The organism is Pseudochrobactrum sp. sp1633, from assembly GCF_030376605.1.
In the GTDB taxonomy this organism is placed as follows: Bacteria; Pseudomonadota; Alphaproteobacteria; order Rhizobiales; family Rhizobiaceae; genus Pseudochrobactrum.
This window is the reverse complement of record NZ_JARRAE010000002.1, coordinates 333600-358428: the sequence shown is the minus strand read 5'-3', so window position 1 is coordinate 358428 and position 24829 is coordinate 333600. Positions and strand designations below refer to the sequence as shown.

General features: G+C 54.3%; 21 protein-coding genes. 5 read left to right on the top strand and 16 right to left on the bottom strand.

The window, feature by feature from the left end; translation table 11 throughout:
• Positions 1-128: 128 nt before the first annotated feature.
• The 3 genes from P8H26_RS03715 (at position 129) to P8H26_RS03705 (ending at position 4456) form a co-directional block, all read left to right on the top strand.
• Positions 129-923 (top strand): transporter substrate-binding domain-containing protein, encoded by a 795-nt coding sequence (locus P8H26_RS03715; protein WP_289631499.1) that lies wholly within the window; start codon positions 129-131, stop codon positions 921-923.
• A 111-nt stretch (positions 924-1034) separates the two neighbouring features.
• Positions 1035-2546: a M81 family metallopeptidase gene (locus P8H26_RS03710; protein ID WP_289631497.1), complete on the top strand. Its 1512-nt coding sequence runs from the start codon at positions 1035-1037 to the stop codon at positions 2544-2546.
• Positions 2547-2692: 146 nt separating this feature from the next.
• On the top strand, positions 2693-4456 hold the full coding sequence (locus tag P8H26_RS03705) for a LysR family transcriptional regulator (RefSeq protein WP_289631496.1): 1764 nt from the start codon (positions 2693-2695) through the stop codon (positions 4454-4456).
• Here P8H26_RS03705 and P8H26_RS03700 read toward each other — a convergent pair.
• The 8 genes from P8H26_RS03700 to bioB form a co-directional block, all read right to left on the bottom strand.
• On the bottom strand, positions 4441-5529 hold the full coding sequence (locus P8H26_RS03700) for an acyl-CoA dehydrogenase (RefSeq protein WP_289631495.1): 1089 nt from the start codon (positions 5527-5529) through the stop codon (positions 4441-4443). The genes P8H26_RS03705 and P8H26_RS03700 overlap by 16 nt on opposite strands.
• Before the next feature lie 11 nt (positions 5530-5540).
• Positions 5541-6716, bottom strand: a complete 1176-nt coding sequence (locus tag P8H26_RS03695) for an acyl-CoA dehydrogenase family protein (protein WP_289631494.1) — start codon at positions 6714-6716, stop codon at positions 5541-5543.
• 33 nt (positions 6717-6749) lie between these two features.
• Positions 6750-7943: a CaiB/BaiF CoA-transferase family protein gene (locus tag P8H26_RS03690; protein WP_289631493.1), complete on the bottom strand. Its 1194-nt coding sequence runs from the start codon at positions 7941-7943 to the stop codon at positions 6750-6752.
• 91 nt (positions 7944-8034) lie between these two features.
• A complete protein-coding gene (locus P8H26_RS03685; RefSeq protein WP_289631492.1) occupies positions 8035-8985 on the bottom strand; it encodes a beta-ketoacyl-ACP synthase III in 951 nt (316 codons plus the stop codon).
• On the bottom strand, positions 8982-10256 hold the full coding sequence (locus P8H26_RS03680; RefSeq protein ID WP_289631491.1) for an adenosylmethionine--8-amino-7-oxononanoate transaminase: 1275 nt from the start codon (positions 10254-10256) through the stop codon (positions 8982-8984). The genes P8H26_RS03685 and P8H26_RS03680 overlap by 4 nt, the downstream gene beginning before the upstream one ends.
• Positions 10253-10888, bottom strand: coding sequence for a dethiobiotin synthase (bioD, locus tag P8H26_RS03675; protein WP_289631490.1), 636 nt, complete (start codon positions 10886-10888; stop codon positions 10253-10255). Before bioD ends, P8H26_RS03680 begins: the two co-directional genes overlap by 4 nt.
• Positions 10881-11996 (bottom strand): 8-amino-7-oxononanoate synthase, encoded by a 1116-nt coding sequence (locus P8H26_RS03670; RefSeq protein ID WP_289631489.1) that lies wholly within the window; start codon positions 11994-11996, stop codon positions 10881-10883. The genes bioD and P8H26_RS03670 overlap by 8 nt, the downstream gene beginning before the upstream one ends.
• Complete coding sequence (gene bioB, locus P8H26_RS03665) at positions 11990-12982, bottom strand: biotin synthase BioB (RefSeq protein WP_289631488.1); 993 nt, start codon at positions 12980-12982, stop codon at positions 11990-11992. The genes P8H26_RS03670 and bioB overlap by 7 nt, the downstream gene beginning before the upstream one ends.
• Positions 12983-13264: 282 nt before the next feature.
• Here bioB and P8H26_RS03660 point away from each other — a divergent pair, with 282 nt between their 5' ends.
• Entirely contained in the window at positions 13265-14050 is a 786-nt protein-coding gene (locus P8H26_RS03660) for a hypothetical protein (protein ID WP_289631487.1), read from the top strand.
• Positions 14051-14070: 20 nt separating this feature from the next.
• The gene (locus tag P8H26_RS03655) at positions 14071-15726 is read left to right on the top strand and encodes an alpha/beta-hydrolase family protein (RefSeq protein ID WP_289631486.1); all 1656 of its coding nucleotides are present in this window, start codon (positions 14071-14073) and stop codon (positions 15724-15726) included.
• Between the two features lie 45 nt (positions 15727-15771).
• Here the strand turns inward: P8H26_RS03655 and lpdA are convergent, their stop codons facing one another.
• The 8 genes from lpdA to P8H26_RS03615 all read right to left on the bottom strand — a co-directional run bounded on the left by lpdA (position 15772) and on the right by P8H26_RS03615 (position 24820).
• Complete coding sequence (gene lpdA, locus P8H26_RS03650; protein WP_289631485.1) at positions 15772-17169, bottom strand: dihydrolipoyl dehydrogenase; 1398 nt, start codon at positions 17167-17169, stop codon at positions 15772-15774.
• Between the two features lies 1 nt (position 17170).
• Complete coding sequence (locus tag P8H26_RS03645; protein ID WP_289631484.1) at positions 17171-18406, bottom strand: dihydrolipoamide acetyltransferase family protein; 1236 nt, start codon at positions 18404-18406, stop codon at positions 17171-17173.
• Positions 18407-19420, bottom strand: coding sequence for an alpha-ketoacid dehydrogenase subunit beta (locus P8H26_RS03640; protein ID WP_289631483.1), 1014 nt, complete (start codon positions 19418-19420; stop codon positions 18407-18409).
• Positions 19421-19422: 2 nt separating this feature from the next.
• Positions 19423-20652, bottom strand: a complete 1230-nt coding sequence (locus P8H26_RS03635) for a thiamine pyrophosphate-dependent enzyme (protein ID WP_374708210.1) — start codon at positions 20650-20652, stop codon at positions 19423-19425.
• Between the two features lie 51 nt (positions 20653-20703).
• Positions 20704-22089 carry an amidase gene (locus P8H26_RS03630; protein ID WP_289631482.1) on the bottom strand — a complete coding sequence of 462 codons (1386 nt, stop codon included), beginning with the start codon at positions 22087-22089 and terminating at the stop codon, positions 20704-20706.
• Between the two features lie 63 nt (positions 22090-22152).
• Complete coding sequence (locus P8H26_RS03625; RefSeq protein ID WP_289631481.1) at positions 22153-23004, bottom strand: ATP-binding cassette domain-containing protein; 852 nt, start codon at positions 23002-23004, stop codon at positions 22153-22155.
• Entirely contained in the window at positions 23001-24014 is a 1014-nt protein-coding gene (locus tag P8H26_RS03620) for an ABC transporter ATP-binding protein (RefSeq protein WP_289631480.1), read from the bottom strand. The genes P8H26_RS03625 and P8H26_RS03620 overlap by 4 nt, the downstream gene beginning before the upstream one ends.
• On the bottom strand, positions 24011-24820 hold the full coding sequence (locus tag P8H26_RS03615) for an ABC transporter permease (RefSeq protein WP_289631552.1): 810 nt from the start codon (positions 24818-24820) through the stop codon (positions 24011-24013). The genes P8H26_RS03620 and P8H26_RS03615 overlap by 4 nt, the downstream gene beginning before the upstream one ends.
• Positions 24821-24829 lie beyond the last annotated feature (9 nt).

Sequence of the window (24829 nt, the reverse complement as noted above, 5' to 3'; positions counted from 1 at the left end):
AATAATCATTTAATATCAATATATTAAATGAAATATACAGATTTACACCCGGCGAGAGGAAGCGCCGGTTCTAATGCCTCAAACTCAAAGCAGGCATTAATAGAATAAAAATCATTAGGGAACATTCAATGAAAACAACATCCATAGCAACAGCAGCACTCATGGCATTCGGCTTGCTCGCAACTCAAGCGCATGCCGCTGAAAAGCTCCGCATTGGAACTGAGGGCGACTATAAGCCGTTCAATTATGTGACCGGCAGCGGCGAGATCAAAGGCTTCGACTATGATATCGGACAGGCCGTCTGCGCTGAGATGAAAGTAGAATGCGAGTGGAGCACGCACGAGTGGTCGGGCATTATCCCAGCTCTGCAATCCGGCAAATTTGACGTGATGATTGCCTCTATGGCGATCAATGAAGAACGCCAGAAACAGGTCGATTTCACAAACCCGTATTACTTCAATGCCATGCATTTTCTCGCCCGCAAAGATTTGGAAATTAAAGAAATTTCCAAAGAAGCACTGAAAGGCAAAGTCATCGGCACCCAGACAGGTTCCGTTGCAGTGGAAACCCTTCGTGAATATTTCCCCGACAATGAAGTGAAACTCTATCCGTCACTGAGCGAAGTGTTTCTTGATATGGATAGCGGGCGTCTGGACATGGTGCTGGAGAGCCAGATGGCGCTGAGCGACTGGCTGACACAAGATGGTGGTGATTGCTGTGAATTTACCGGCAAACCATTTATTCTTGATGCGGCCAAAGGCAATGCTATGGCTGTACGTAAAGAAAACGGCGATCTGGTACAGCGCCTGAACACCGCCCTTGATGCGATTATGAAGAACGGCACTTACGACAAAATCCGCCAGCAATATTTTGACTTCGACATCATGGTACGTCCGGTCAATGCCAGCGCTTATCTGAAGTAATTTACCCGCTGACACTCCTTTAAGGCCTGAAAGCAACGTTCCGTTTTCAGGCCTATTTTTTCTTACCCCGCTGAACTTCTTAAATTGCCGCACCCATGAAAGACCACAGACATGAGCTTCAAAGTCGCCGTTCTTGAACTCAATCAGGAAACCAACACTTTTTCCAAGCTGAAGACCACTTTGAAGGACTTCCATCTCTGCCATTATTTTAAGGGCCAAGAGATTGAGACGCACTGCCGCGGCACCAATTCGGAAATCGGCGGCTTTCTTGACTGCTGCACAGAATATGGCTGGGAGCCGGTCTATACGGTTGCCGCGCGTGCCGAACCGGGTGGTCTGGTTGAAAAATCCATGATCGAGCATTTTCAACGCGATGTCAGAGAGACGCTTGAGGGACAAAATCCGGACGGCGTATTCATTGTTTTTCATGGTGCCATGTGCACAGAAAGCGCGGATGACGCCCAGATAGAATTGCTGCAATTCATCCGCAGCATCGTTGGCCATGATATACCGATTGCCGGTACATTCGATCTCCATGCCAATAGTGCGCCGGAAATGAGTGTGCTGCTGGATATTGCCGTTTCTTTCCGCACTTATCCGCATGTGGATATGGCAGAATGTGGCCGCAAAGCCGGCAAATTGCTTGAAGAAGCCATGCGCGGACAAATCAGCCCTGCGATTGCCGTGCGCCAACCACCTATGCTCAATGGCTGTAATGATGGCCGCACCACCCATGCCTGCGCAATGACTGAAATTCTGGAAGTTGCCGATCAAATCGCAGAACAGGACGGTATTCTCGCTACCTCGATCAATGCAGGCTTCTATGATGCCGATGTGTTCAACACAGGGTCATCTGCCGTCATCTGCTATGACCGCAACAAAGTAACCGAAGCACAGGCTGTCAGCCATGCCGAGCAACTGTGTCAGGAAATCTGGAACCGCCGCGGGGATGAGGATAAGCGCTTGCAGGCTCCAGAAATGCCTGAGGCAATCCGCGCACATTTTGCCAGCAACACTAAACAAGGCCCGCTGGTGATTGCCGACTTCTCCGATAATCCGGGCTGCGGCGCTTATAGCGATGCCACAACCGTACTGAAGGGCTTATTGGAAACCAATACAGGGCGTGCGGCCTTTGGTGCGCTTTGTGATCCGCAGGCGGTTGAAGAACTCTCCGTTGCTGGTGTCGGCGCATCATGCACTGTCAGCCTTGGCGGCAAAGTTGACCCGAAAATCGGTGGCGGTGCAATTACCCTGACCGGTGAAGTTATTGCACTTTCAGACGGCAATATCACTTTTGAAGGCCCGATGTTTCAGGGACTGCCTGCCTCACTGGGCAGGAGCGTCTGCTTCCGTGTTGGCAACACAGATATCCTGATCTCGTCAGAACGGCAGCAAATGCTGGATAAAAACCTGTTCCGCAGTGTCGGCATCGAGCCAGCTGATTATGATATTGTGGTGGTGAAATCCCAGCAGCATTTCCGCGCTGCTTTCGGCCCTATTGCCTCGGCGATTATCGAAGTCGATGCCGATGGCCTGAGCACGGCTAATCTTGGTTCGCGCGATTATAAAAAGTTGCGCCGCCCGATCTATCCGCTGAATGCGGAAACAACATTCCGCACCTGACCAATAAACATCACAACAACAAAACCGGCTCTGCATCGCATGGCCGGTTTTGTTTTGTCTGCTTCAATCCTGTTTTAAAGCTGGTCATTTGTATTGAGGAACAGTTATAGAAAACTGTCCTGTAAAAACATGAAGCTGCACAGACCATGGAACTTCGCTCCCTCGCCTATTTTGTTCTGGCCTGCCAGTATTATAATCATGCAGAAGCGGCCAAAGCCGAGCAGATTTCACCCTCCACACTCAGCACCGCAATTTCTGCGCTTGAGGCTGAGCTGGGACTGGAGCTTTTTGTACGCGGCCCCAAGGGGCTTGCACCGAGCGAGGCAGGCCGTTGGCTGTTTCAGCACGCAACCGCCATCTTGCAGGCGGTGGAAACCGCGTTTTCCGGCAAAGCCATTTCAACCGCGTTGAAAGTCAGCTCACCGTTGCATTTTATGTTCGGCAAATTGTCCCGTGCGGCGACAGCTGCCGTGCGCCCATTCCGGCTTTCCCATCCTGAATATTATGCACAAGTGCATTTCCGCTCGCCATTGATCAGCGCCTTCGACACCAGCAAAACCGAGAATACAGATATACTGATGGGCTATGCCTCGCAAAATGGCAGCGAGCAGGAACAATTTCTGTTTGATGATGAGTGGATTGCCGTTGCAGGCGGCCTTGTGCCCGATGAAGATCAGGCTCCGCTCAGCCCCGATGATTTGCGCAATTACAGCCTGTGGCTGCCGCCGCTACTACCAGCCGAAGAAGCGCGTATCCGCGCCTATTGCTGCCAGCATGACCTGCCTGCGCCGGAGATGACCTCGGAAGATGTGGGGATTTTCACCCGTCTGAAACAGGCCAAACAGCCGGTACTCCTGCTGGCGCCCCATAGTCTGCTGGCCAGCGGCATCAGCCGCAATGATCTTGCAGTGCTGCAATTGCAAAACCCGCTGCATAGCCCTGTCACAGCCAAAATCACCACCAAAGATGAGCGGATCACAACTGTCGCGCAAGACTTCATCAAACTGGTACGCGAAGAACTGAACCGGCAGACCGTAACCCTCTATAATCCGCCGGTCTCGCTGCGTGATATTCAGAGTACTCTCACCCTCTATCATTGCCGTAATATGAGTGAAGCCGCCCGCAGGCTCAATCAGACTCAGCCTGCCCTTTCCGCACAATTGCGCAAGACAGAGCAGCTGATGGGCACAGCGCTGTTTGCCCGTCATTATAAAGGCCTGCACCCGCTACCAACAGCCGTACACAAAGCGCCTTTGCTACAAAGCGTGCTCAATCTGGCTGATGCGATCCGTCAGGGTGCGCAGCAAATTGCGGTGATGGACGAGCCGGTGATTTCTTTCGGCCTCAGCCCGATGGTCTTGCTCAGCCAGTCAAGCGCCACAGCGATTAGCAATGCGATGCGTGAATGGCAGCAACTGTGCCCGCATGTGCTGCTGAAAGTGAGTGAGGCACCGGCGCATAGTCTGCAGGAAAATTTGCGGCAGGGAGAGTGCTCTATTGCTTTGCTTGAGAGCACAATACATCCTGAAAACGCTGCATTCTTAACTGATCTGGGGCCGCTGCAATATATTTCCGATATGGATGCAGAAGATGCACCGCTGGCTTTGCCTGCCACGGGCGATAGTATCCGCAATGCCTTGATGCAAATGCCGGAAGCAGCAAACTATCAACCGACACTGGAAACCCAGTCTCTGCAATTATGCCTGACACTCGCAGGCAATGGCTACAGCACGATTATCCCTGCGGCGCTGGCAGACAATATCAGCTCCGCCAAGCCCTTGTTACAGCACATTCTGCCGGATGCGCCGCATTTCTATCTGACTGCGGGCACCAGCGGCACCCGCAATCTCAATGAGCCGGAGCATATTTTGCTCGCTTGTCTGCGCAAGGCGTTTCAGGCAGCCAACTGACGATAGGCTGCCATATAGGCCTCCGCCTGACCGAAACTATGCTCATTCACCAGCAGGCGCTTGACCAGCGGGGAAATCGCGCATTCTTCAGTCATGCCAATACCGCCGTGAAGCTGAACTGCCTCCTGTGCGATATGGCGGGCTGACCACAATGTCTGCACCCATGCGGCGAGCGTCAGAGCGCGGGCATCTTCCGCACCATTGTCTTGCGCTTCCGCTGCGGCTTCGACCAAGGCTTTTGCCTCATCCAGCGCCACAGACATATCCACGAGACGGAACTGAATGGTCTGAAAAGAGCCAAGCGCTTTGCCGAACTGCTTGCGCATCTGCATATAATCCAGCGTTTGACGGTAAAGATTATCCATCGCGCCAAGACTATCTGCGGCAGCGGCAATCAGAACATCTGCGGCGCAAGCCTCGATGCGCTGTTGTGCGTCACTGCCGGATAGCAGCACCTGAATATTCGCCGGTGCAATATCTGCCGTGATTTCACTCATCATCCGGCCGTCAATCATTGATAGTTGACGGAACTGCGCCTTTTCCGCAGAGACCAGACACAAAGCAACGCCACCGCCTTGCTGCACCAGACACAACAGCTTTTCCGGCTCCCGGCCGCCAAAAACCTGAAGCTTTTTGAGTGGCAAACCACTGCCGGTCAGTTCCGGCAGGTTAGCAGACTTGATGCCCTGTGCAGCTGTCGCCAGTTGACCGGCAACGCCTAAACGCAACTCACCGGAGAGAAAGCTTTCCAGTAATGGCGCAACGTCTGGATTGCTCTTTTGTGCTTCACATAACAGTCTTGCTACCAGTGCTGCACCGCAGGCAAAATCCACTGGTAAAGCAACGCTTCCCAGAGCTTGTGCCACCGCTGCCAGACCTTCTGCGCCCAGCTCCGCACCGCCTGATGCTTCCGGCAGTGCAAGACCAATCAGCCCCATTTCTGCAATTTGCGGCCACAGATCGAGTTCAGTCTGCGGCAAGCCGTTTTCCGGTGTGTGATCGGCAGCAAAGCGGCTCACAAAATCCGTCAGCATCCGCAATTCGTCTGCTTTTTCTTCACGTGTTTTCTGCATATCCGCTCTCCTCACCTTAAACCCAGAACCTGCTTGGCAAGGATCATGCGCTGAATTTCATTTGATCCGCCCCAGATCGTCAGCTTGCGCAAATTGAGCCATGCAGCCGCCGCACCGGCCGCAGCCGGATTTTCCACATCCACCTCACCATCAAGAAACGCCTCGCTGTATGGCAGCACCTGCGAACCAAAAATATCCAGCCGTAATTGCGCCAAAGCCTGTGCAATTTCTGTACCGCGGATTTTGAGTTTCGAGGCTTCGGGGCCCGGATTTTCACCCGCTTCACTCTGTGACAGGAGTTTCAATTCCATATGCTCCAGCGCGAGACGTTGGATTTCAATTCGCGTCATACGATCCTGCAACAGCAGATCATTCGCTATGCCGAGGCGTGCAGCATCTTCTTTCAATTCACCGAGAATACGCTTGGAACGCGCAGCACCGGACATGGAAAAACGCTCATATTCGAGCAGATATTTGCCATAGCCCCAGCCTTCGCCCTCGGTACCGATCAGGTTTTCAACCGGCACACGCACATCATTGAAAAACACCTCGTTAAACTCGGCTTCGCCGTCCAACGTGCGGATCGGGCGAACTGTAATGCCGGGGGTACGCATATCAATCAGCAGGAAGGAAATGCCCTGCTGCGGACGTTCGCCTTTGTGCGTACGTACCAGACAGAAAATCCAGTCTGCCCATTGCGCCCAAGTCGTCCAGATTTTCTGACCATTGACCACATAATGATCACCGTCACGCACGGCTGAAGTTGTCAGCGACGCCAGATCGGAACCCGCACCCGGTTCGGAATAGCCCTGACACCAGAATGTCCGGTTCTCACGAATGTCAGGCAGAAAGCGTGCCCGTTGTTCGTCATTACCAAAGGAATGAATGACAGGCCCCGCCATGGCAATGCCGAACTGACACGGATGCGGCGCGCAAATCGCACCATATTCCTGCTCAAACAGATAGCGTTGCACCGGTGTCAGACCGGCTCCGCCCATCTCTTTGCTCCAGCCGATTGCATACCAGTTGCGTGCTGCCAGCACTTCCTGCCAGCCGGTCAGGTCTTCTTTGGTCAGGCGAATATTGTGCCGAACCTTATAGGCCAGCGCTACCGGCAGATTGGCACGCAAATAAGCGCGTGCATCCGCTGCGAATGCGCGGTCGGCATCCGTAATCTGTAGTCCCATTCCCTTACTCCGTCCCTTAAATCACAAGGATAATCAGACGATTCCGGCGCCTGTCAGCGCACTGATCTGTGTTTCATCCATATCCAGAAATTCCCGCAGAATATCCGCGCCGTCTGCGCCCAGCTCCGGCGCCTGCCGGATGTCACCACGCGGCAAGCCGTCAAAATGCACCGGCTGCTCCGGCACCAGAAGTTTGCCCAATTGCGGATGTTCAACTTCATGCAGCAATTGACGATGCTGCGCATGCTTGCTTTGTGCGGCCTCGTCCACCGACCAGATTTCCGATACCGGCAGACCGGCTTTGCCCAACTTTTCCACCACTTCAGCGGCAGTGTAACGGCGCGACCAATCCTCAATCTCAGCCTGCAAAGCATCACGATTCTGGCTGCGCAACTGATCGGAAACAAAACGCGGGTCTTCCGCCAGATGCGGCTTGCCCAGCGCCTCTGCGAGACGGGCAAACAATGCCTTGTTGGCAACCGCGAGAATGAAAGGCGCATCCGATGCTGCAAAAGCACCAAAAGGCGCGGACAGCGGGTGTTGATTGCCGAAGCGTGCAGGCCGATTACCGCTGCCCTGCCATCCAGCGAGTACGGTCGGCAGCAGACTGAACAGCGCATCAAACATAGCCACGTCAATCCGCGCACCTTGTCCGGTGACGGAGCGGCGGTAAAGAGCGGCAGAAATTGCTTGTGCCGCATAAATACCGGAAACAATATCACCAATAGAGTCCCCAACCAGCGTTGGAGTGCCGTCGGCCGCGCCGGTCACGCTCATCATGCCCGACAGTGCCTGCGCCACCACATCGTAGCTCGGCATAGCGGCCATCGGCCCCTGCTGACCAAAACCGGAAACGGAGCAATAGATCAGATCAGGTTTCAGCGTCTGCAACTGTTCTGCACCAATGCCTAAACGGTCAGCCACACCGGGGCGGAAATTTTCCAGCACCACATCGGCTTTCAGCGCCAGTTCCTGCGCAATTTTCACCGCTTCCGGCTGGCGCAGATCGAGTTTCAGGCTGCGCTTATTGCGGTTAAACAGCTGAAAATTGATACTCTGATTATTGCGAACCGCGCCCATATAACGCTGATCGTCGCCCTGCGGTGGCTCGACCTTGATAATCTGTGCGCCCTGATCCGCTAGAATGGCCGAGCAAAACGGCCCTGCCAAAACACGGGAAAAATCCAGCACCGTAATACCTGCAAAAGGTTTCTGCTGCTTCACCATTCCAAATCCTCCATACCGGAGACAAGAATAAGAAACCGCGCTATGCCTTGTGAAATAGTGATACGGCAATCAGGCTATAAAATTTATCAAATTATCCCGTGTAATTGAGCAGTGCCGCGCCGCCTGTCAGTCCTGCGCCTGCGGCTGTCAGCAGGATCAGGTCGCCTTTTCGATATTGGCTTTGCCCCAGAGACAGGCTGAGTGGAATGGTTGCCGCCGATGAGTTGCCGTAATCCCTGATGGTGCGGGCAGTCACAACATTGCTCAATTGTAGCTGCTCGCCCACCGCATCGAAAATTCGTGCATTGGCCTGATGCGGCACAAAATGATTGATCGTCGTGGGTTCAACATCTGCCTGTTGTAAAACTGTTTTGCCGCATTCGGTCATAGTCTTCACTGCTTGCGCAAACATGGTGCGGCCATCGCGCATAGTCATCAATGTCTCACCTGCCGGAATGCCGATCAGATCATAATGACTGCCATCACTGGTGAGCGTGGAACTAACGAGACTGCAAAGCCCATCTTGGGTTGGTGCCAGCACCACAGCGCCTGCCGCATCGCCAAACATCACGGCAGATGCTCGCTCCTGCCGGTTGATACGGCGCGAGAGAATATTCGCCGCAACAATCAGCACTGCCCGCTCCTGCGTTCGCACCAATGCATCCCCCATCACCAGCGCATAGAGAAAACCGGAACAGGCACCGGCAAGATCGACTGCACCGGCACCCGTCAGCCCTAATTTATGCGCCAGCAAAGGAGCGGAAGGCGGCAAAAGATGATCGGGCGTTGATGTTGCCAACAGCACCATGCCGATTTCAGATCGAGCTATACCAGCATTTTTCAGCGCCATGCCGCCTGCCTCTGTCGCCAGATCCGTAAGCGTATCGCCATCCTCAACCCAGTAACGGCTGCGGATACCGGTGCGGCGTTCAATCCAGCCCGCTTCAAGCCCGAGCGCAGCTTCAATCTCCGTATTGAAAACCTGCCGCTTTGGCACTGCATGGCCAAAGCCGATGATGGATGACGGATAACAAACGCTCATAATTTGCCGCTTTGCAACAGGTCTACGGCCTCATCAATCAACTGATAGCTGCGCTGCAATTCTTGCTCGGTGACGCAATAAGGTGGCATCAGATACAGCACATTGCCAAGTGGCCTGAGCAGCACATCATGAGAGCGGAAAAATACCTTTAGCCGCAAGGCTATATCCGAGAGATAACCGCTACTTTGCGCTTTAACATCCAGTGCTGTGATGGTTCCGCATTGACGGACATTCTCAAAACGCGGGTCATTTTTGAAACGTACCAACTCACGGCTCTGCATCGCCTGCAAACTCTGTACACGCTGCAGAACCGGCTCATCGCGCCAGATTTGCACATTAGCAAGCCCTGCCGCACAGGCAATCGGGTTCGCCGTATAGGAGCTCGAATGATAGAAAGTACGACTGCGATCCGTCGAGAGATGCGCTTCGAATATTTCCGGTACACACAGCGTCACCGCCAGAGGCAGTGCGCCGCCGGTAATACCCTTAGAGAGGCACAAAATATCCGGCGTGATACCGGCCTGCTCACTGGCAAACAAAGTACCGGTGCGTCCCCAGCCCGTCATCACTTCATCGCAGATCAGCAAAACCCCATGCGCTTCAGCAATCGCTTTCAACTGCCGCAGCACAAAAGCCGGATAGATTTTCATGCCGCCTGCACCAAGCACCAGCGGTTCAACAATTAATGCTGCCAAGTCCCCGTCACGACAGAGCTGTTCAAACGCATCCAGTGTTTGCTGTTCACGTCCCTCGGCAGGAAACGGAATTGTCGCCACATCATAAAGCAGCGCGCCATAGGCTGCATTGAACACGCCGCGCTCACCGGCAGACATAGTGCCGATCGTATCCCCGTGATAACTGCCCGCCATCACCGCAATTCTGGAGCGCGGCTCGCCGCGATTATGGAAATAGCCCAGCGCCATTTTCAGCGCCACTTCCACGCAAGTTGAACCACTGTCGGAATAGAACACATGCGACAGACCGTGCGGTACAATACGGATCAGCTCCCGTGCCAGTTGCTCCGCCGGTTCATGACTATATTCCGCAAAAATGATCTGATCGTATTGTTCTGTTGCTTCACGAATGGCCTGCATAATCGGCGGCGTGCGGTGACCATGCGTAATCACCCACCAGGACGAGATCAAATCCAGAATTTGACGCCCGTCCTCATCAATCAGATAAGCGCCTTCGGTACGGGCGATCTTTTTCGTAACCGGCTCCAGCAGATGCTGGGTAAACGGATGCCAGACCGGCGATGAATAATGGCTCATCGGGCAGCTCCTGTAAAATCCTGCAGATTAAAGTTCTCTGCAAAAGCCTGCGCCAGCAATTGCGGCTTCAGATCATCCAGCACTGGCAACCGACCAAGACGGCTTACATTGCCCAGTTCACAGATGATCCCTTCACTGTCCTCATGCGCATGACCGATAAAGGCCACGCCGAGAACCGGAATATTACGGTTGCGCAGAGCCTCCAGCGACAAAAGACTATGATTGATTGTGCCAAGCTGCGTGCGGGCGCAGAGAATGACCGGTCGCTGCCAGCGGGTGAAAATATCAAGATAAGTCCGGGAGCGTGTCAGCGGCACCATCAAACCACCAGCACCTTCCACCACCAGCGGCTGGTCGCAATGCGGGATATTCAATACTGCGGGATCGATTTCCACCCCCTCGGCTTGTGCTGAGAGATGCGGTGAGGCGGGCAGTTGCAAACGCCACTGCTCCGACAGAACAGGACAATTCGGGGCCAAGCGACGCACAGTCTCGCTGTCGGTCTCTTCCTCAAGACCGGATTGTACCGGTTTCCAATAGCTGCCTTGCAGGGCTTGAGTGAGTGCCGCACTGAAGATGGTTTTTCCGATACCGGTATCGGTGCCGCTGACAAGTAATACAGGATTATTCATAGGAATTTGCAATCTGTTTCAGCACTTCAGCCATACGGCTGATCTGTGCTTCATCAATATTTAACGTGATGGAAATACGTAGCCGCGCGGTGCCGAGCGGCACGGTCGGTGGCCGAATAGCACGGATATCAAAGCCATGATTTTGCATGGCCTCGGCCATTGCGACTGCACGTTGATTATCGCCCACAGTAAACGGAATGATTTGTGATCCGCTTGGCTGCAAATTTTGCTCAGCATGGCGAATGAGTGCCTGTAATTTCTCACGCCGCTGCGGTTCTGCAGCCAACGTCTTCAGGCTGCCACGCACGATGGCTGCCTGCAAAGGCGATGGCGCAGTTGAAAAAATAAAACCCCTTGCACGATTAACCAGCACATCAATCAAAGGTTTGGCCGCGCAAAGCAGCGCACCGGAAGCTCCAAGCGCCTTGCCGCAGGTATGCAGGATCAGAACATTGTCCCGCCCTGCAAAATCCGCCGCCAAGCCCCGCCCGTCAGCACCGAACACTCCGGTCGCATGGGCCTCGTCAATATAAAAGAAACATCCATAGCGGTCGGCCAAAGCACTCAGCTCTGCAAGCGGCGCACGATCACCATCCATAGAATAGAGGCTCTCAACCGCCAGCCAGATATTCCCGCTTTTCTCAGTTGTACGAAACTGCCGGATGGCAGCTTCATATGCCGCAATATCATTATGCGGCACACTTTGTGTCTTCGCTTTGCCTGCCTGCATACCTGCATGAATACTCGCATGGATCAGCGCATCATAAAGCACCAGATCTCCGGCTTGGGGGAGCGTTGCAAACACCGCCTGATTGGCGTCAAAACCGCTGGCAAAGTAAAGAACCTGCGATGCTTTGAAAAAAGCAGCTGCCTCGGCTTCCAGAGCTTCATGTTCCGGATGATTGCCACGCAACAGACGCGAGCCACCGGAACCGACCGGCACACCTCGCACCAACGCCTCACAGGCAGTATTGCGCAAATATTCAGAGCCAGCCAATGCCAGATAATCATTGGAGGAGAAGTCCGTGCCCCGCGGCACTTTGAGACTGCGCAGCCGCCCTTTGCTTTCCAACCGCTGCAATACTGCATTGTAAGGCTGCATCAGCATGTGCAGCTTTCCTCGGCCACAGTCTCAGCCTGCATGCCCAGACGTTTGAGTAAATCAGCATCGCGGTCATCGCCGGCATTGGCGGCTGTCAACAGAACATCACCGATGAAAATCGAATTAGCACCGGCGAAGAAACACATCGCCTGCATTTCATCGCTCATATTGCTGCGTCCTGCTGTGAGGCGCACATGAGATGTCGGCATCATAATCCGCGCCAGGGCGATAATGCGGATGAAAGCAATGGAATCCACCGGCTTGGCATTGGCGAGTTTGGAGCCTTCAATCGTTATCAGCATATTAATCGGCACGCTTTGCGGCACTTCCTCAAGATTAGCCAGCGTTACCAGCATATTGACGCGATCCTGTTCGCTTTCCCCCATGCCGAGAATGCCACCGGAACAGACATTGATACCGGCCATACGCACATTATCCAGCGTATCCAGCCGGTCGGCGAAAGTGCGGGTGGTAATAATTTGCGGGTAAAACTCCTCAGACGTATCAACATTGTGATTATAATAATCCAAGCCCGCCGCACTGAGCTTTTGTGCCTGTGGCAGTGACAGCATGCCGAGCGTCATGCAGGTTTCCATGCCCATTGCCTTGACACCCTGAACCATCGCGACAACCATATCCATGTCGCGTTCTTTCGGACTGCGCCATGCTGCGCCCATGCAATAGCGCGTTGCACCAGCAGCTTTTGCCTGCCGTGCCTCGGCCAACACACGCTCGACTTCCATCAATTTGGACGCCTTCAAGCCCGTCGGATTATGCACTGACTGATTGCAGTAAAAGCAATCTTCCGGACAGCCACCGGTCTTAATGCTCAGCAATTTGCTCATTTGCAGGCGGTTCGGGTCAAAGTTCTGCCGGTGGATTACATGCGCTTCAAACATCAGATCATTAAACGGCTGGTCGTAAATGTGGCGGGCGTCTTCCGCAGTCCAGCGATAGCCCATGACATTCTGTTTTAAACCAATTTCCGGCATGAGATTTCCTTGCAATATAGGCCCACAATAAATTATAGATAATTTTATAAGAATCGTAATTTTTAACACCGATAAAATAGAGAAGCACTTAAGTCTATATAAAAATATCTATAATTTTAACGAAGCTATCAGAGATTGATAAATTTTTATCTATAATATTAAGGTCGTGGAAAATTCTGCCGCTGCTGCAATCAAAATTTTGTCAGACGCATGAAATCAGTGCCTTTTGATATATTTTTTGTATTATGCGTATGATCCGATCAGAGCCGCGGGTAAAACCTTATGATATCAGCACATTTCATACGTCACACACTATCAGTCCTCGTGTTAGCGGCTGCGACCGCTTTCAGCCTGCCCGCACAGGCGGCAGTCCAACTCAGCGGCCTTGATCATTTAAACAAAGCGGTTCAGGACTTCATCATCCGTCTGGATGAGAGCAAAAAGACGAAAATGCCGCCGCGTCTCTCCAACAGTCAGGATGCCCCCGTGCTGGAAGCCTTGTGGGATGTACCGGCGATTATCGGCAGCACACCCTATCGAGCGAGCGATCTGCCGGTCTTGATGGACATTATTCAGCAACAGGCACAGGTCTCAAAAGCCTATGTGATGTTCTCACCCGATCCGCAAAAGCAGGCAGATACGGAGAGAAACAGCACCGCATTTCAAGATGAGATCAGCCGATCATCCGCAGCCATGATCAGCTTTATTGCCGCCGCCTTAGAAGCAGCCGGAGATTATGCTGCGACCCTGAAAACAGACGACAGCGACAAAACGCGCTCCGACAGCATCATCAAGCTACGGCTCAGCTTACAACAGGTTATCAATGGCACAGCTTTGATGCTTCGCAACCCTGAGCTCAATGCGCATAATCAGGAACGGCTGGCACTTGCACTGGCAGACAATGCAGCGGCCATTACAAAAGCCATATCACTGCAAGACCGCACGATGCTGATCAATGTGGTTAAAGGCGCGCAGCCTGTGCTGCGCGACACTGCCCGCACTTCCGCAGATCGTTTTATCACTGCGCTTGAAAATAAAGACTGCACCGGTCTTTGTGCTCTTCACTGAGGCTGAAAGGAAAATAACAGATGAAGCCCCTATGGCTGGAAAAATTCTGGAGCTCCCTGTCTCTGATCGGGCTATTGCTCGGCACGCTTTTCTTTGCTGCCTCACTCACCCCTTCACTGGTGCCACGTCCCTATCTGATACAAGGCGTGCTGTCAGGCGCCTGCTTTGCCATCGGCTATGGCATCGGCGTGTTTTTGTTCTGGCTATGGAACTATCTGGAACTGCCTAAACTGAAAGGCAGGATTTCTCACGCCATTAAAATTGCGGCTATGGCCGTGACCATTATCACCGCTATGGTGTTTTTGTGGCATGCGGCGGACGGACAAAACTCCATACGCAGCCTTATGGGGCTGGAAAAGGTTGAGAGCGCGCATCCATTCAAAACCGGTCTGATTGCACTGATCACTTTCGTTATTCTGATCGCGCTCGCCCGCCTGTTCCAGATGATCTATCGCAACTCCAGCCGCTGGCTCGACCGCTATATCCCGCCACGCTTGTCGCGCTTCACCGGTTTTCTGGTTGCGGCCATTATTTTCAGCATGGCAATCAATGGTGTGCTGTTCCGTTTTGGCCTGCATGTCATGGACTCGTCCTACCGGCAATATGATGCGCTGATGGAAGCGGAAGTTCCGCAGCCGCAAGACCCGCTGAAAAGCGGCAGCGCTGCCTCACTGGTCAAATGGGATGAGCTAGGCCGCATGGGACGCAGCTATGTCAGCTCCGGCCCCGATGCGAAGCAGATCAGCGATTTCACCGGTCGTTCGGCGCAAGCTCCGTTGCGTGTCTATGTCGGCTTACGCTCCGCTGAAACGGCAAAAGAACGCGCGCAACTTGCCTTGCAGGAAATGATCCGGGTCGGCGCGTTTGACCGCTCACTGCTGCTCGTTACCATTCCGACCGGCACCGGCTGGGTCGATGAAATGGGCATTGATCCGGTGGAGTATCTCCATGACGGCGATATTGCCAGCGTTGCCGTGCAATATTCCTACCTCGCCAGCTGGCTCTCTCTGCTGGTTGAACCGGGTTATGGCAGTGAGACTGCGACAGCTCTGTTCGATGAAGTCTATAATTATTGGACGAAACTGCCGAAAGACAGTCGTCCGAAGCTCTATCTCTATGGTCTGAGCCTCGGTGCAATGAATTCGCAGCTGTCCTCGGAACTGTTTCAGGTGCTTGGCGATCCTTATCAGGGTGCCTTGTGGAGCGGCCCGCCTTTCACCAGCCGGTTATGGCGCTCCATCACCAATAACCGCAATGAAGGCACGCCGGAATGGCTGCCGGAATTCCGTGATGGTTCCTATGCGCGCTTCACCAACCAGAACAATGCTCTGAAACTGCCAAACAGCCATTGGGGCCCGATGCGGATTGTCTATCTGCAATATGCCAGCGATCCGATTGTGTTTTTCGACCCGAAAGACTTCTACCGCGAGCCGGACTGGATGAAGACACCGCGTGGCCCTGATGTGTCACCGCAGCTGAAATGGTATCCGGTTGTCAGCATGTTGCAGCTGGCCATTGATCTGATGTTGGCCACCACTACGCCGATTGGGCACGGGCATGTCTATGCACCGCAGCATTATATTGATGCATGGGTGGAAGTGACCAATGTCAGCTGGCCACAGGCCGATATTGACCGGTTGAAACAGCATTTCATCGCCAAGCTGCCAAAGCCATAACGTATAATATGGATGGCGCTGTTATAGCAGCGCCATCCATAAATCTCAGCTATGCAGATTACGGCCAAGCGCCGTAAAAGCGGCCTCCTGAAAGGCCTCGCCGCGTGTCGGATGCGCATGAATTGTCTGCGCCACATCTTCCAGAACAGCACCCATTTCCAAAGCCAGTGCAAAACCGGCAGACAGTTCGGACACTTCATGGCCAACTGCTTGTATGCCTAACACCAGATGATTATCCGCACGCGCAACGATGCGCACAAAACCCGTCTCATCCTGCTGTGTCATGGCACGACCATTGGCCGCGAACGGAAAACTGCCGGTGATAATATCATAACCCATTTGCTTCGCCTGATCCGGCAACAGACCGACACTCACCACCTCAGGATCGGTAAAACAAACAGACGGAATAACCGGATCATCAAAGGCCGTTTTTCTGCCCGCAAGATGTTCAGCCAGCATGGTACCCTGCGCCATAGCACGATGTGCCAGCATCGGCTCACCGGTCACATCGCCAATTGCCCAGACATTGAGCATGGACGTTGCGCAATGCCTGTCAATGCGGATGAAAGCGCCGTTCATCGCCAGATCAAGCCGCTCCAGCCCGAAGCCGCCGAGATTTGCCCGCCGTCCGACAGCGACCAGAAACTTGTCAGCTTCAACGACAACAGGCGCGCTGTTGCCATGCTGATGCACCAGCAATGCATCACCGTCTGCACTCAATCCCCGCGCTTCACTGCGCGTCATGACCGAGACCCCCAAAGCCGTCAGGCGCTTGCGCACCGGCATGGTCAGATCAGCATCCCACAAAGGCAGGATACGGTCTGCTGCCTCAATGATTGTCACCTGCGTGCCAAGTTTGGCAAAAGCTGTACTCAGCTCCATGCCGATATAGCCTGCGCCGATAACCGCGAGCCGCTTTGGTATCTGCTCCAGCGCCAGAGCATCGGTTGAGGAGATTGTTTTACCGCCAAAAGGTAAAGCCCCGATTTGCATCGGTACAGAACCGGTTGCGAGCACCAGATGCCGCGTGCGGATACGCGTTGTGCCTGCACTGCTATGAACCACGACAGTTTTGCCGTCAATGATCTCTGCAGTGCCTTTCAGCACCGTGACCTTATGCTTTTTCAAAAGCCCTTCAACACCGCCGGTCAGCCGCCGCACAATGGCACCTTTCCAGCTGAGTGTTTTGCCCCAATCCAGCGACACGTCTCCAACACGCAAACCGAGGGCAGAACCAGCCTGCTGGGTCAATGCACGGTGATAGGCATCTGACGCCTGAATCAATGCTTTGGACGGTATGCAGCCAATATTAAGACAAGTGCCGCCCAGCTGCTCCTTTTCAACTAAGATCACCGGCAGTCCTAATTGTCCGGCACGAATGGCTGCGACATAACCGGCAGGTCCGCCGCCGATAATCAGCACATGTGTTGCAATATCTTCCATCTCACACCTCGATAAAAAGTGTTGCGGGAACTTCAAGCAATTGCCTGATGCGGCGGATAAAGGCAGCGGCCTCATAACCATCAATCATCCGGTGATCAAAGGACGAGGACAGGTTCATCATCTTGCGCGGCACAAACTGGTTATTCTGCCATTGCGGACGCACAGCAATGCGGTTGATGCCGATAATCGCCACCTCCGGCTGGTTAATCACCGGTGTTGTCACCAGCCCGCCGAGATCACCGAGACTGGTGACGGTAATGGTTGAGCCGGAGAGTTCTCCGCGTTTCGCCACGCCTTCGCGCGCGGCACCGGCAAGCCGCGTGATCTCTGCCGCCAAGCCCCAAAGATCCATTGCTTCTGCATGATGCAGCACCGGCACCATCAGGCCGGATGGTGTTTGTGTTGCCATACCGATATGCGCCGCCTGATGGCGGGTCAGCACCTGCGCTTCTTCATCATAAAGCGCATTCATCTGCGGAAAATCACGCAATGCCACAACCAGCGCACGGAGAATAAATGGTAATACCGTCAGTTTACCGCGCCGCTCTGCATGGCTCACATTCAGCGAGCTACGCAGAGTTTCCAGCTCGGTCACATCCACCTCCTCCACATAAGTAAAATGTGCTACCTCGCGGGAAGATTTAGCCATGCGCTCAGCGATTTTACGACGCAGTCCGGTAATCCTGATCACCTCCGTACCATCACGGCGTTGATAGGCCGCACTCTGTGCGCCGCCGCCGCTGGCTGTGAAATGATCCAGGTCATCGCGGGTGATACGCCCCGCAGACCCGCTGCCTTTTACCTGTGCCAGATCAATACCCAGCTCCCGCGCCAGCGCCCGCACGGCAGGCGATGCAAGCGGCTTGTCATGCGGCATACTCAAAGAATGTTGCGCGACTGAGGAAGCCGTCTGCTCAGGCAAAACCGGCACATGCTCAGGAACCGGCGGCGGCGCTTTGGCAGCATGATGCGGCAGTGCATCATCCGCACCTGTCCCCTCAATTTCAATCTCAACCAGCATTGCACCAACGGCCATCACCGTTCCGGCTTCCGCACCGATTTGCAGCACCGTTCCCGCCACAGGTGACGGCACTTCCACTGTTGCCTTGTCGGTCATAACAGCGGCAAGGAGCTGATCTTCCGCGACAACATCACCAGCCTGAACATGCCATTCAACAATTTCAACCTCAGCAACACCTTCGCCGATATCCGGCATTTTAATGATCTTTTTCACCATTTATGCCTCCATCACCTGAATAAGTGCCCGACCAACCCGCTCCGGCCCGGGGAAATAATCCCACTCATGAGCATGAGGATAAGGCGTATCCCAGCCGGTCACGCGCAGGATCGGCGCTTCCAACTGATAGAAACAACGCTCCTGCACTTCTGCCGCCAGTTGTGTACCAAAACCGGAAAGCCGCGTGGCTTCATGCACGATCACACAACGACCGGTCTTGGCGACAGAGGCTGTAATCGTCTCAATGTCCAGCGGCACAAGTGAGCGCAGATCAATCACTTCAGCATCAACGCCTGTCTCGGCAACCGCTGCCAGCGCCACATGCACCATCGTGCCATAGGCCAGCACGGTCACTGCCGTCCCCTCCCGCCGGATTGCCGCTTTGCCAATCGGCACAGCGTAATATCCCTCCGGTGTCTCGCTTAATTCGTGCTTTGACCAAGGTACGACCGGCTGATCGTAGTGACCGTTGAACGGCCCGTTATAAAGCCGTTTCGGCTCCAGAAAAATCACCGGATCGTCATTCTCAATCGCCGAAATCAACAGGCCTTTGGCATCATAAGGATTGGACGGGATAATGGTCTGCAACCCCGCCACATGGGTAAACAGCGCCTCAGGGCTCTGGCTATGGGTCTGCGCACCAAAAATACCACCGCCGCATGGCATACGGATCACCATCGGCGCGGTATAATCACCGGCAGAACGAAAGCGCAGGCGTGCTGCTTCCGACACGATCTGGTCATAGGCCGGATAGACATAATCGGCGAACTGGATTTCCGCCACAGGTCGCAAGCCATAGGCGCCCATGCCGACCGCCACACCGACAATACCGGTTTCGGAAATCGGTGTATCGAAGCAGCGCGCCTCGCCATATTTGCGCTGTAACCCTTCAGTGCAGCGGAATACGCCGCCGAAAAAGCCGACATCCTGACCAAACACGACAACCTTATCATCGCGCTCCATCATCACATCCATCGCTTCACGAATGGCTTCAATCATAGTCCGTTTTGGCATGATCAATACCCCTTCTGCTGGCGCTGTTCGCGCAAATGCTGCGGCATATCTTTATAAACATCTTCAAACATGGTCGCAGGACTGGCTTTCGGCCCTTCATGCAATGTGCCGGATTTTAACGCTTCACGCGCTGCATCATTGATCTCTGCATCAATGCCCGCAAGCAGCTGCACATTGCGCTCCTCGCTCCATTCCCCTTTGCGGATCAGATGGTGTTTCAGCCGCTCCACAGGATCACCGAGCGGCCAGTTTTCCTCTTCTTCTTTTGAGCGGTATTTGCCCGGATCATCCGATGTGGAATGCGGTGCCACACGATAGGTTACCCATTCAATCAGGGTTGGCCCCAGATTGCGCCTGGCCCGTTCTGCCGCCCAGCTGGATGCCGCATAGACAGCCAGATAATCATTGCCGTCCACCCGCAAAGACGGAATGGCGAAACCATGCCCGCGGGCTGCGAAGCTGATATTCTCGCCGCCTGCCACACTTTGCGGCGAGGAAATCGCCCATTGATTATTGACGATATTGAGAATGACCGGCGGGCGGTAAACAGAAGCAAAAACCAGCGCCGCATGAAAATCGCTCTCGGCTGTGGAGCCGTCACCGATCCAACCGGCAGCAATTTTTGTATCTCCACGCAGGGCAGAGGCCATCGCCCAACCCACCGCCTGTACATATTGTGTGCCGAGATTGCCTGAAATTGAGAAAAAACCGGCATCAGGCACGGAATACATGACCGGCAATTGCCGCCCCTTCAGGTGATCTTTCTCATTGGAGAGCACCTGACATATCATATCCGTCAGCGGCCAGCCCTGCGCGATCAACAGCCCCTGCTGGCGATAGGTCGGGAAATTCATATCCCCCTTTTTCATGACCATCTGAAAAGCACAGGCAATCGCTTCTTCACCGGTGCATTGCATATAAAAAGAGGTTTGCCCCTGACGCTGCATGCGCATCATACGCCGGTCATAAGCGCGGGTGCGCAGCATAGCACGCAAGCCCTCTCGCAACTGTTCAGGCGAAAGATCCGGCACCCACTCGCCCTGCGCCTCGCCGTTATCATCCAACACACGGATCAGGCTATAGGCCAGATCATGCATATCATAGGGTTCGGCATCAACCGGCGGGCGGCGCATTTCGCCTGCACCCGCAAAACGCAAATGATTGTTTTTTGGCGGTGCGGCCTCTTCCCGCGTCATTCGAGGCATATGCAATGATAAGGATGGATACGACATAACTGCACTTCTCCATAACTTGTAATCTATGCTGTAACCTGTCTCTGCCGGTTAAAATTCCGGCCAGGGCCTTTGCTGCGGGCGAAGCTGCTCATAGGCATGGGCTACGCGTAAAACGCCGATATCATCAAAACGCTGCCCAATGATCTGTAAGCCGATCGGCATGCCTTTGGCTGTATAACCGCAATTCACCGAGATCGCGGGTTGCTCCGACATATTCATGGCCACCGTAAAAGCGATATGCTCAAAAGGCTGCTGCGGATCATTCAGCGGCGAGGCCTTATCCGCCGCATAAGCGGGCATCGGCGCTGTCGGGGAAATGATAAAATCATAAGGTGAGATGGCTGCCAGCGCTGCATTGCGCATGGCCTCAATCTGCGCAAACCCCTGATAGACCTGCGCACCGGCAAGTGCTTTGCCGCCTTCCGCCCACTGATAAATATAAGGCAGGATTTTCGCCTGATTATCCGGCGTCATTTTAGAAATATCGCCCCATGAACGCACACGCCAGAAATGATCCAGCCCGTCAATCATCTCACGGGTCAGATAGCCTGGCACCTCTTCCACATGAGCACCGGCATCGCCAAAAGCATTGGCCGCAGCTTGCACCGCGTCTTTAACCTCCCGCTCTACCGGCGCACCAAAACCGGCATCAAGCCACAAGCCGATGCGCAGGCCTTTCACATCACGCTGCAGATCTAGCCAGTCAATGTGGCTGTAGGGCAGACTCATTGCATCACGCCTGTCCGGCTTGGAAAGCACCGACATATAAAGCGCGGCATCCCTGACCGTGCGGGTCATCGGCCCCGCAACACGACCGATAAAAGGCGGATCAATCGGAATACGTCCGAAAGACGGTTTGAGCCCCACCACCCCGCACCAGCCCGCAGGCAGACGGATAGAACCACCAATATCCGTACCGATATGCAACGGCCCGTAGCCGGCAGCAGCGGCGGCACCCGCTCCAGCACTTGACCCGCCGGGATTAGCAGAAATGTCCCACGGATTACGTGCCAGTTCATGAAAACTGGAAAGACCGGAGGAGAGCATGCCAAGATCAGGCATTGTGGTTTTTGCTAGCAAAATGCCGCCTGCCTCGCGCGAACGTGCTGCCGCCGGTGCATCGCGCGGCGCGGGTGTGAGCGGGATTGCGGCACAGCCAAGCGGCACAGGCAAACCTTTGGTTGCTATATTTTCTTTAATCGTCAGAGGAACGCCGTCAATCGGCCCGCGCTCTTCCCTGCGCTTCCAGCGGGCATCCGATAATGTGGCTGCCGCCATTGCCGCTTCCGGCTCAAAAGCCCAGAGCGCATGAAGATGCGGCTCTGAGGCTGCAATACGGTCAATTACCGCCTCGGTCACTTCAATCGGTGACAGGCTGCCGTTTTTATAACCGGCAACCATTTCAGTGGCACTCAAATCAGCAAGGTCTGGCATATCAACTCCCATTTCTCTGTCTGATGCAACCTCTTGACGGGTTTTGTGCTGTCAGACAGACATTCAGTTGTTCATTAACGCTCTCTTTGCGGCTCTGTTGCGGCGTCCGGAAAAAGGCTTCGGCACAGCCTTCACCAGCGCCTGCGTATAAGGATGCTGCGGATTATCGAATACCTCCGCCGTCAGTCCTTCTTCCACAATCTTCCCCTGATGCATCACCGCCACGCGATCTGTCATCACCCGCACCACGCCCAGATCATGGCTGATAAACAGATAAGACAGATTAAACTGCTCCTGCAAATCCATCATCAGATTAAGCACCTGCGCTTGTATCGAAACATCGAGCGCCGACACCGGCTCATCGGCGACAATCAAAGACGGACGGGTAATCAACGCCCGCGCGATAGCGATGCGCTGTCGTTGCCCGCCGGAAAATTCATGCGGATACTTGTCCGCAGCAGAAGCAGACAATCCCACAGCTTCCAGCACCTGCGCGATCCGTGTTTCTCGCATGTCTGCGCTTACGCCTTTTTCCAGCGAGGCGACAGGCTCTGCAATAATACGGCGCACCGTATGGCGCGGATCGAGCGAGCCATAAGGATCCTGAAAAATCGCCTGAAACTCTTTTCGCGCCGTTTTCAGCTCTTTGCGGCCAAGCTGATAAATGTCTCTGCCGTTGAGCTTCACCGTTCCTGATTGCGGCTTTTCCAGTGCCATAACGGAGCGGGCAAGTGTGGATTTTCCGGAACCGGATTCTCCCACAATACCCAAGCTCTCCCCCGCTTTCAGACTGATGCTCACGCCATGCAACACCCGCAGAACTTGCGGCTTTGCCAGTAAGGATTGCTGCGGCAAGCGGTATTCGCGCACCAGATCACGCACTTCAAGCAGAGGTGTGGTTGATTGAACGGTCATCGTACCACCTCATCTACAAACGGGTGCAAACAGGCAATCTTCTGTCCGGCAGGTAAGAAATCCGCCCCCAGCAATGGCGGCACAGATGCGCGGCAATCATTTTCCACAAAACGGCAACGATCGGCAAAACCGCATTGCGGCAAACGGCTGAACGGATCCGGCACCACACCTGCGATAGCAGAAAGGCGCTGCCGTTTGCCACTTCGCGGCAACTGACCAAACGGCAGACTATGCGGAGAAGCAGCAAACAAACCACGCGTATAGGGATGCGCCATATGACGAAATACGTCCTGCGTTGGCCCTGTCTCAATCACACGGCCTGCATACATCACCGCAAGCCGGTCCGTCATTTCAGAAACCACGCCAAGGTCATGGGTAATCAGCAGCAAAGCTGTACCGCTCTCTTCAATCAGCTCATCCAGCAAATCGAGAATCTGTGCCTGCACTGTCACATCAAGCGCCGTGGTCGGCTCATCGGCAATCAGCAACTCCGGCTCACAGGCAAGCGCCATAGCAATCATCACCCGCTGGCGTTGACCGCCGGAAAGTTGGTGCGGATAGAGCCCAAGGTCAAAACGCGGAGCACTCAGCCCCACCCGATCCAGCAGGCGGCGTGCCATATGTTCCGCATCCGTACGATTTTCACCCAGATGCAGACGGCGCCCCTCACTAATTTGCGAACCGATGCTTTTAATCGGGTTCAGTGCTGTCATCGGCTCCTGAAAAATCATCGCCATCTGACGGCCACGCATTTTGCAGCGGTCTTTCTCGCTCAGCGATGCCAGATCCTGCCCGTTGAAAGAAAGCCCGCCGCGCATATCCATATGCTGCGGCAGCAAACCCATCACCGCCAGCGCCGTAATTGATTTACCCGAGCCGGATTCACCGACGATACCCAGCCGCTCGCCGCGCGCCAGCGTGAGGCTGATGCTTGACAGAATTTCCGCTGTGTTTTTACCCGCAGACAACAGCACGGAGAGATCACGCAATTCCAGAAGCGGTGCGGTCATCTTTCCCTCCTGATACGCGGATCAAGCATATCACGCAGGCCATCGCCCAGCATATTCAGCCCTAAGACCGCGAGCGTAATCGCCAGCCCCGGAAAAATTGCCAGATGCGGCGCATCATAAATATAGGTTTGTGCATCATTGAGCATTTTGCCCCAGCTGGGCATCGGCGGCTGCGTACCAAGCCCGACATAGGACAGCCCCGCTTCGGCAACAATCGCCAGTGCAAACTGAATGGTTGCCTGCACAATCAGCACATGGCCGATATTCGGCAGAATGTGATCCAGCGTGATTGCCACATCCCCCCGCCCTGCGCAGCGCGCTGCCAGCACATAATCGCGCTGCCACAACCCCAGAGAAGAACCGCGCGTAATGCGGGCAAAAACCGGAATATTGAAAATACCGATGGCAATCATGGCATTGACCGCGCCGGGGCCGAAAACGGCTGTGATAATCACTGCCGTCAGCAATGCAGGAAAGGCGAAAGCCAGATCGGTCATGCGCATGACAAAACCGTCAATCATGCCGCCCCGCGCGGCCGCATAGCTGCCCAGCGGCACCCCGATCCCCATACCCACAGCAACAGCAATCAGCGCAACAGACAAAGAGTTGCGCGCGCCCACCATCAGCATCGACAAAACATCGCGCCCCAGCGCATCGGTTCCCAGCCAATGCAAAGCTGAAGGTCCCTGTAATTTGCGCAAGATATTCATCGCTGTTGGCACATAAGGTGTCCAGATCAGCGAAAGCACCGCCAGACCGATCAGCAAGAGTGTAACCGCCGCGCCGATTAGCAGGCTGCGGCTCATCAGCAATGA

What these genes read in the sequence shown, in the direction of transcription:
- P8H26_RS03715 (WP_289631499.1), top strand. Translation starts at nt 129, where the DNA reads ATGAAAACAACATCCATAGCAACAGCAGCACTCATGGCATTCGGCTTG.
- P8H26_RS03710 (WP_289631497.1), top strand. Translation starts at nt 1,035, where the DNA reads ATGAGCTTCAAAGTCGCCGTTCTTGAACTCAATCAGGAAACCAACACT.
- P8H26_RS03705 (WP_289631496.1), top strand. Translation starts at nt 2,693, where the DNA reads ATGGAACTTCGCTCCCTCGCCTATTTTGTTCTGGCCTGCCAGTATTAT.
- P8H26_RS03700 (WP_289631495.1), bottom strand. Translation starts at nt 5,529, where the DNA reads ATGCAGAAAACACGTGAAGAAAAAGCAGACGAATTGCGGATGCTGACG.
- P8H26_RS03695 (WP_289631494.1), bottom strand. Translation starts at nt 6,716, where the DNA reads ATGGGACTACAGATTACGGATGCCGACCGCGCATTCGCAGCGGATGCA.
- P8H26_RS03690 (WP_289631493.1), bottom strand. Translation starts at nt 7,943, where the DNA reads ATGGTGAAGCAGCAGAAACCTTTTGCAGGTATTACGGTGCTGGATTTT.
- P8H26_RS03685 (WP_289631492.1), bottom strand. Translation starts at nt 8,985, where the DNA reads ATGAGCGTTTGTTATCCGTCATCCATCATCGGCTTTGGCCATGCAGTG.
- P8H26_RS03680 (WP_289631491.1), bottom strand. Translation starts at nt 10,256, where the DNA reads ATGAGCCATTATTCATCGCCGGTCTGGCATCCGTTTACCCAGCATCTG.
- bioD (WP_289631490.1), bottom strand. Translation starts at nt 10,888, where the DNA reads ATGAATAATCCTGTATTACTTGTCAGCGGCACCGATACCGGTATCGGA.
- P8H26_RS03670 (WP_289631489.1), bottom strand. Translation starts at nt 11,996, where the DNA reads ATGCTGATGCAGCCTTACAATGCAGTATTGCAGCGGTTGGAAAGCAAA.
- bioB (WP_289631488.1), bottom strand. Translation starts at nt 12,982, where the DNA reads ATGCCGGAAATTGGTTTAAAACAGAATGTCATGGGCTATCGCTGGACT.
- P8H26_RS03660 (WP_289631487.1), top strand. Translation starts at nt 13,265, where the DNA reads ATGATATCAGCACATTTCATACGTCACACACTATCAGTCCTCGTGTTA.
- P8H26_RS03655 (WP_289631486.1), top strand. Translation starts at nt 14,071, where the DNA reads ATGAAGCCCCTATGGCTGGAAAAATTCTGGAGCTCCCTGTCTCTGATC.
- lpdA (WP_289631485.1), bottom strand. Translation starts at nt 17,169, where the DNA reads ATGGAAGATATTGCAACACATGTGCTGATTATCGGCGGCGGACCTGCC.
- P8H26_RS03645 (WP_289631484.1), bottom strand. Translation starts at nt 18,406, where the DNA reads ATGGTGAAAAAGATCATTAAAATGCCGGATATCGGCGAAGGTGTTGCT.
- P8H26_RS03640 (WP_289631483.1), bottom strand. Translation starts at nt 19,420, where the DNA reads ATGCCAAAACGGACTATGATTGAAGCCATTCGTGAAGCGATGGATGTG.
- P8H26_RS03635 (WP_374708210.1), bottom strand. Translation starts at nt 20,652, where the DNA reads ATGTCGTATCCATCCTTATCATTGCATATGCCTCGAATGACGCGGGAA.
- P8H26_RS03630 (WP_289631482.1), bottom strand. Translation starts at nt 22,089, where the DNA reads ATGCCAGACCTTGCTGATTTGAGTGCCACTGAAATGGTTGCCGGTTAT.
- P8H26_RS03625 (WP_289631481.1), bottom strand. Translation starts at nt 23,004, where the DNA reads ATGACCGTTCAATCAACCACACCTCTGCTTGAAGTGCGTGATCTGGTG.
- P8H26_RS03620 (WP_289631480.1), bottom strand. Translation starts at nt 24,014, where the DNA reads ATGACCGCACCGCTTCTGGAATTGCGTGATCTCTCCGTGCTGTTGTCT.
- P8H26_RS03615 (WP_289631552.1), bottom strand. Translation starts at nt 24,820, where the DNA reads ATGAGCCGCAGCCTGCTAATCGGCGCGGCGGTTACACTCTTGCTGATC.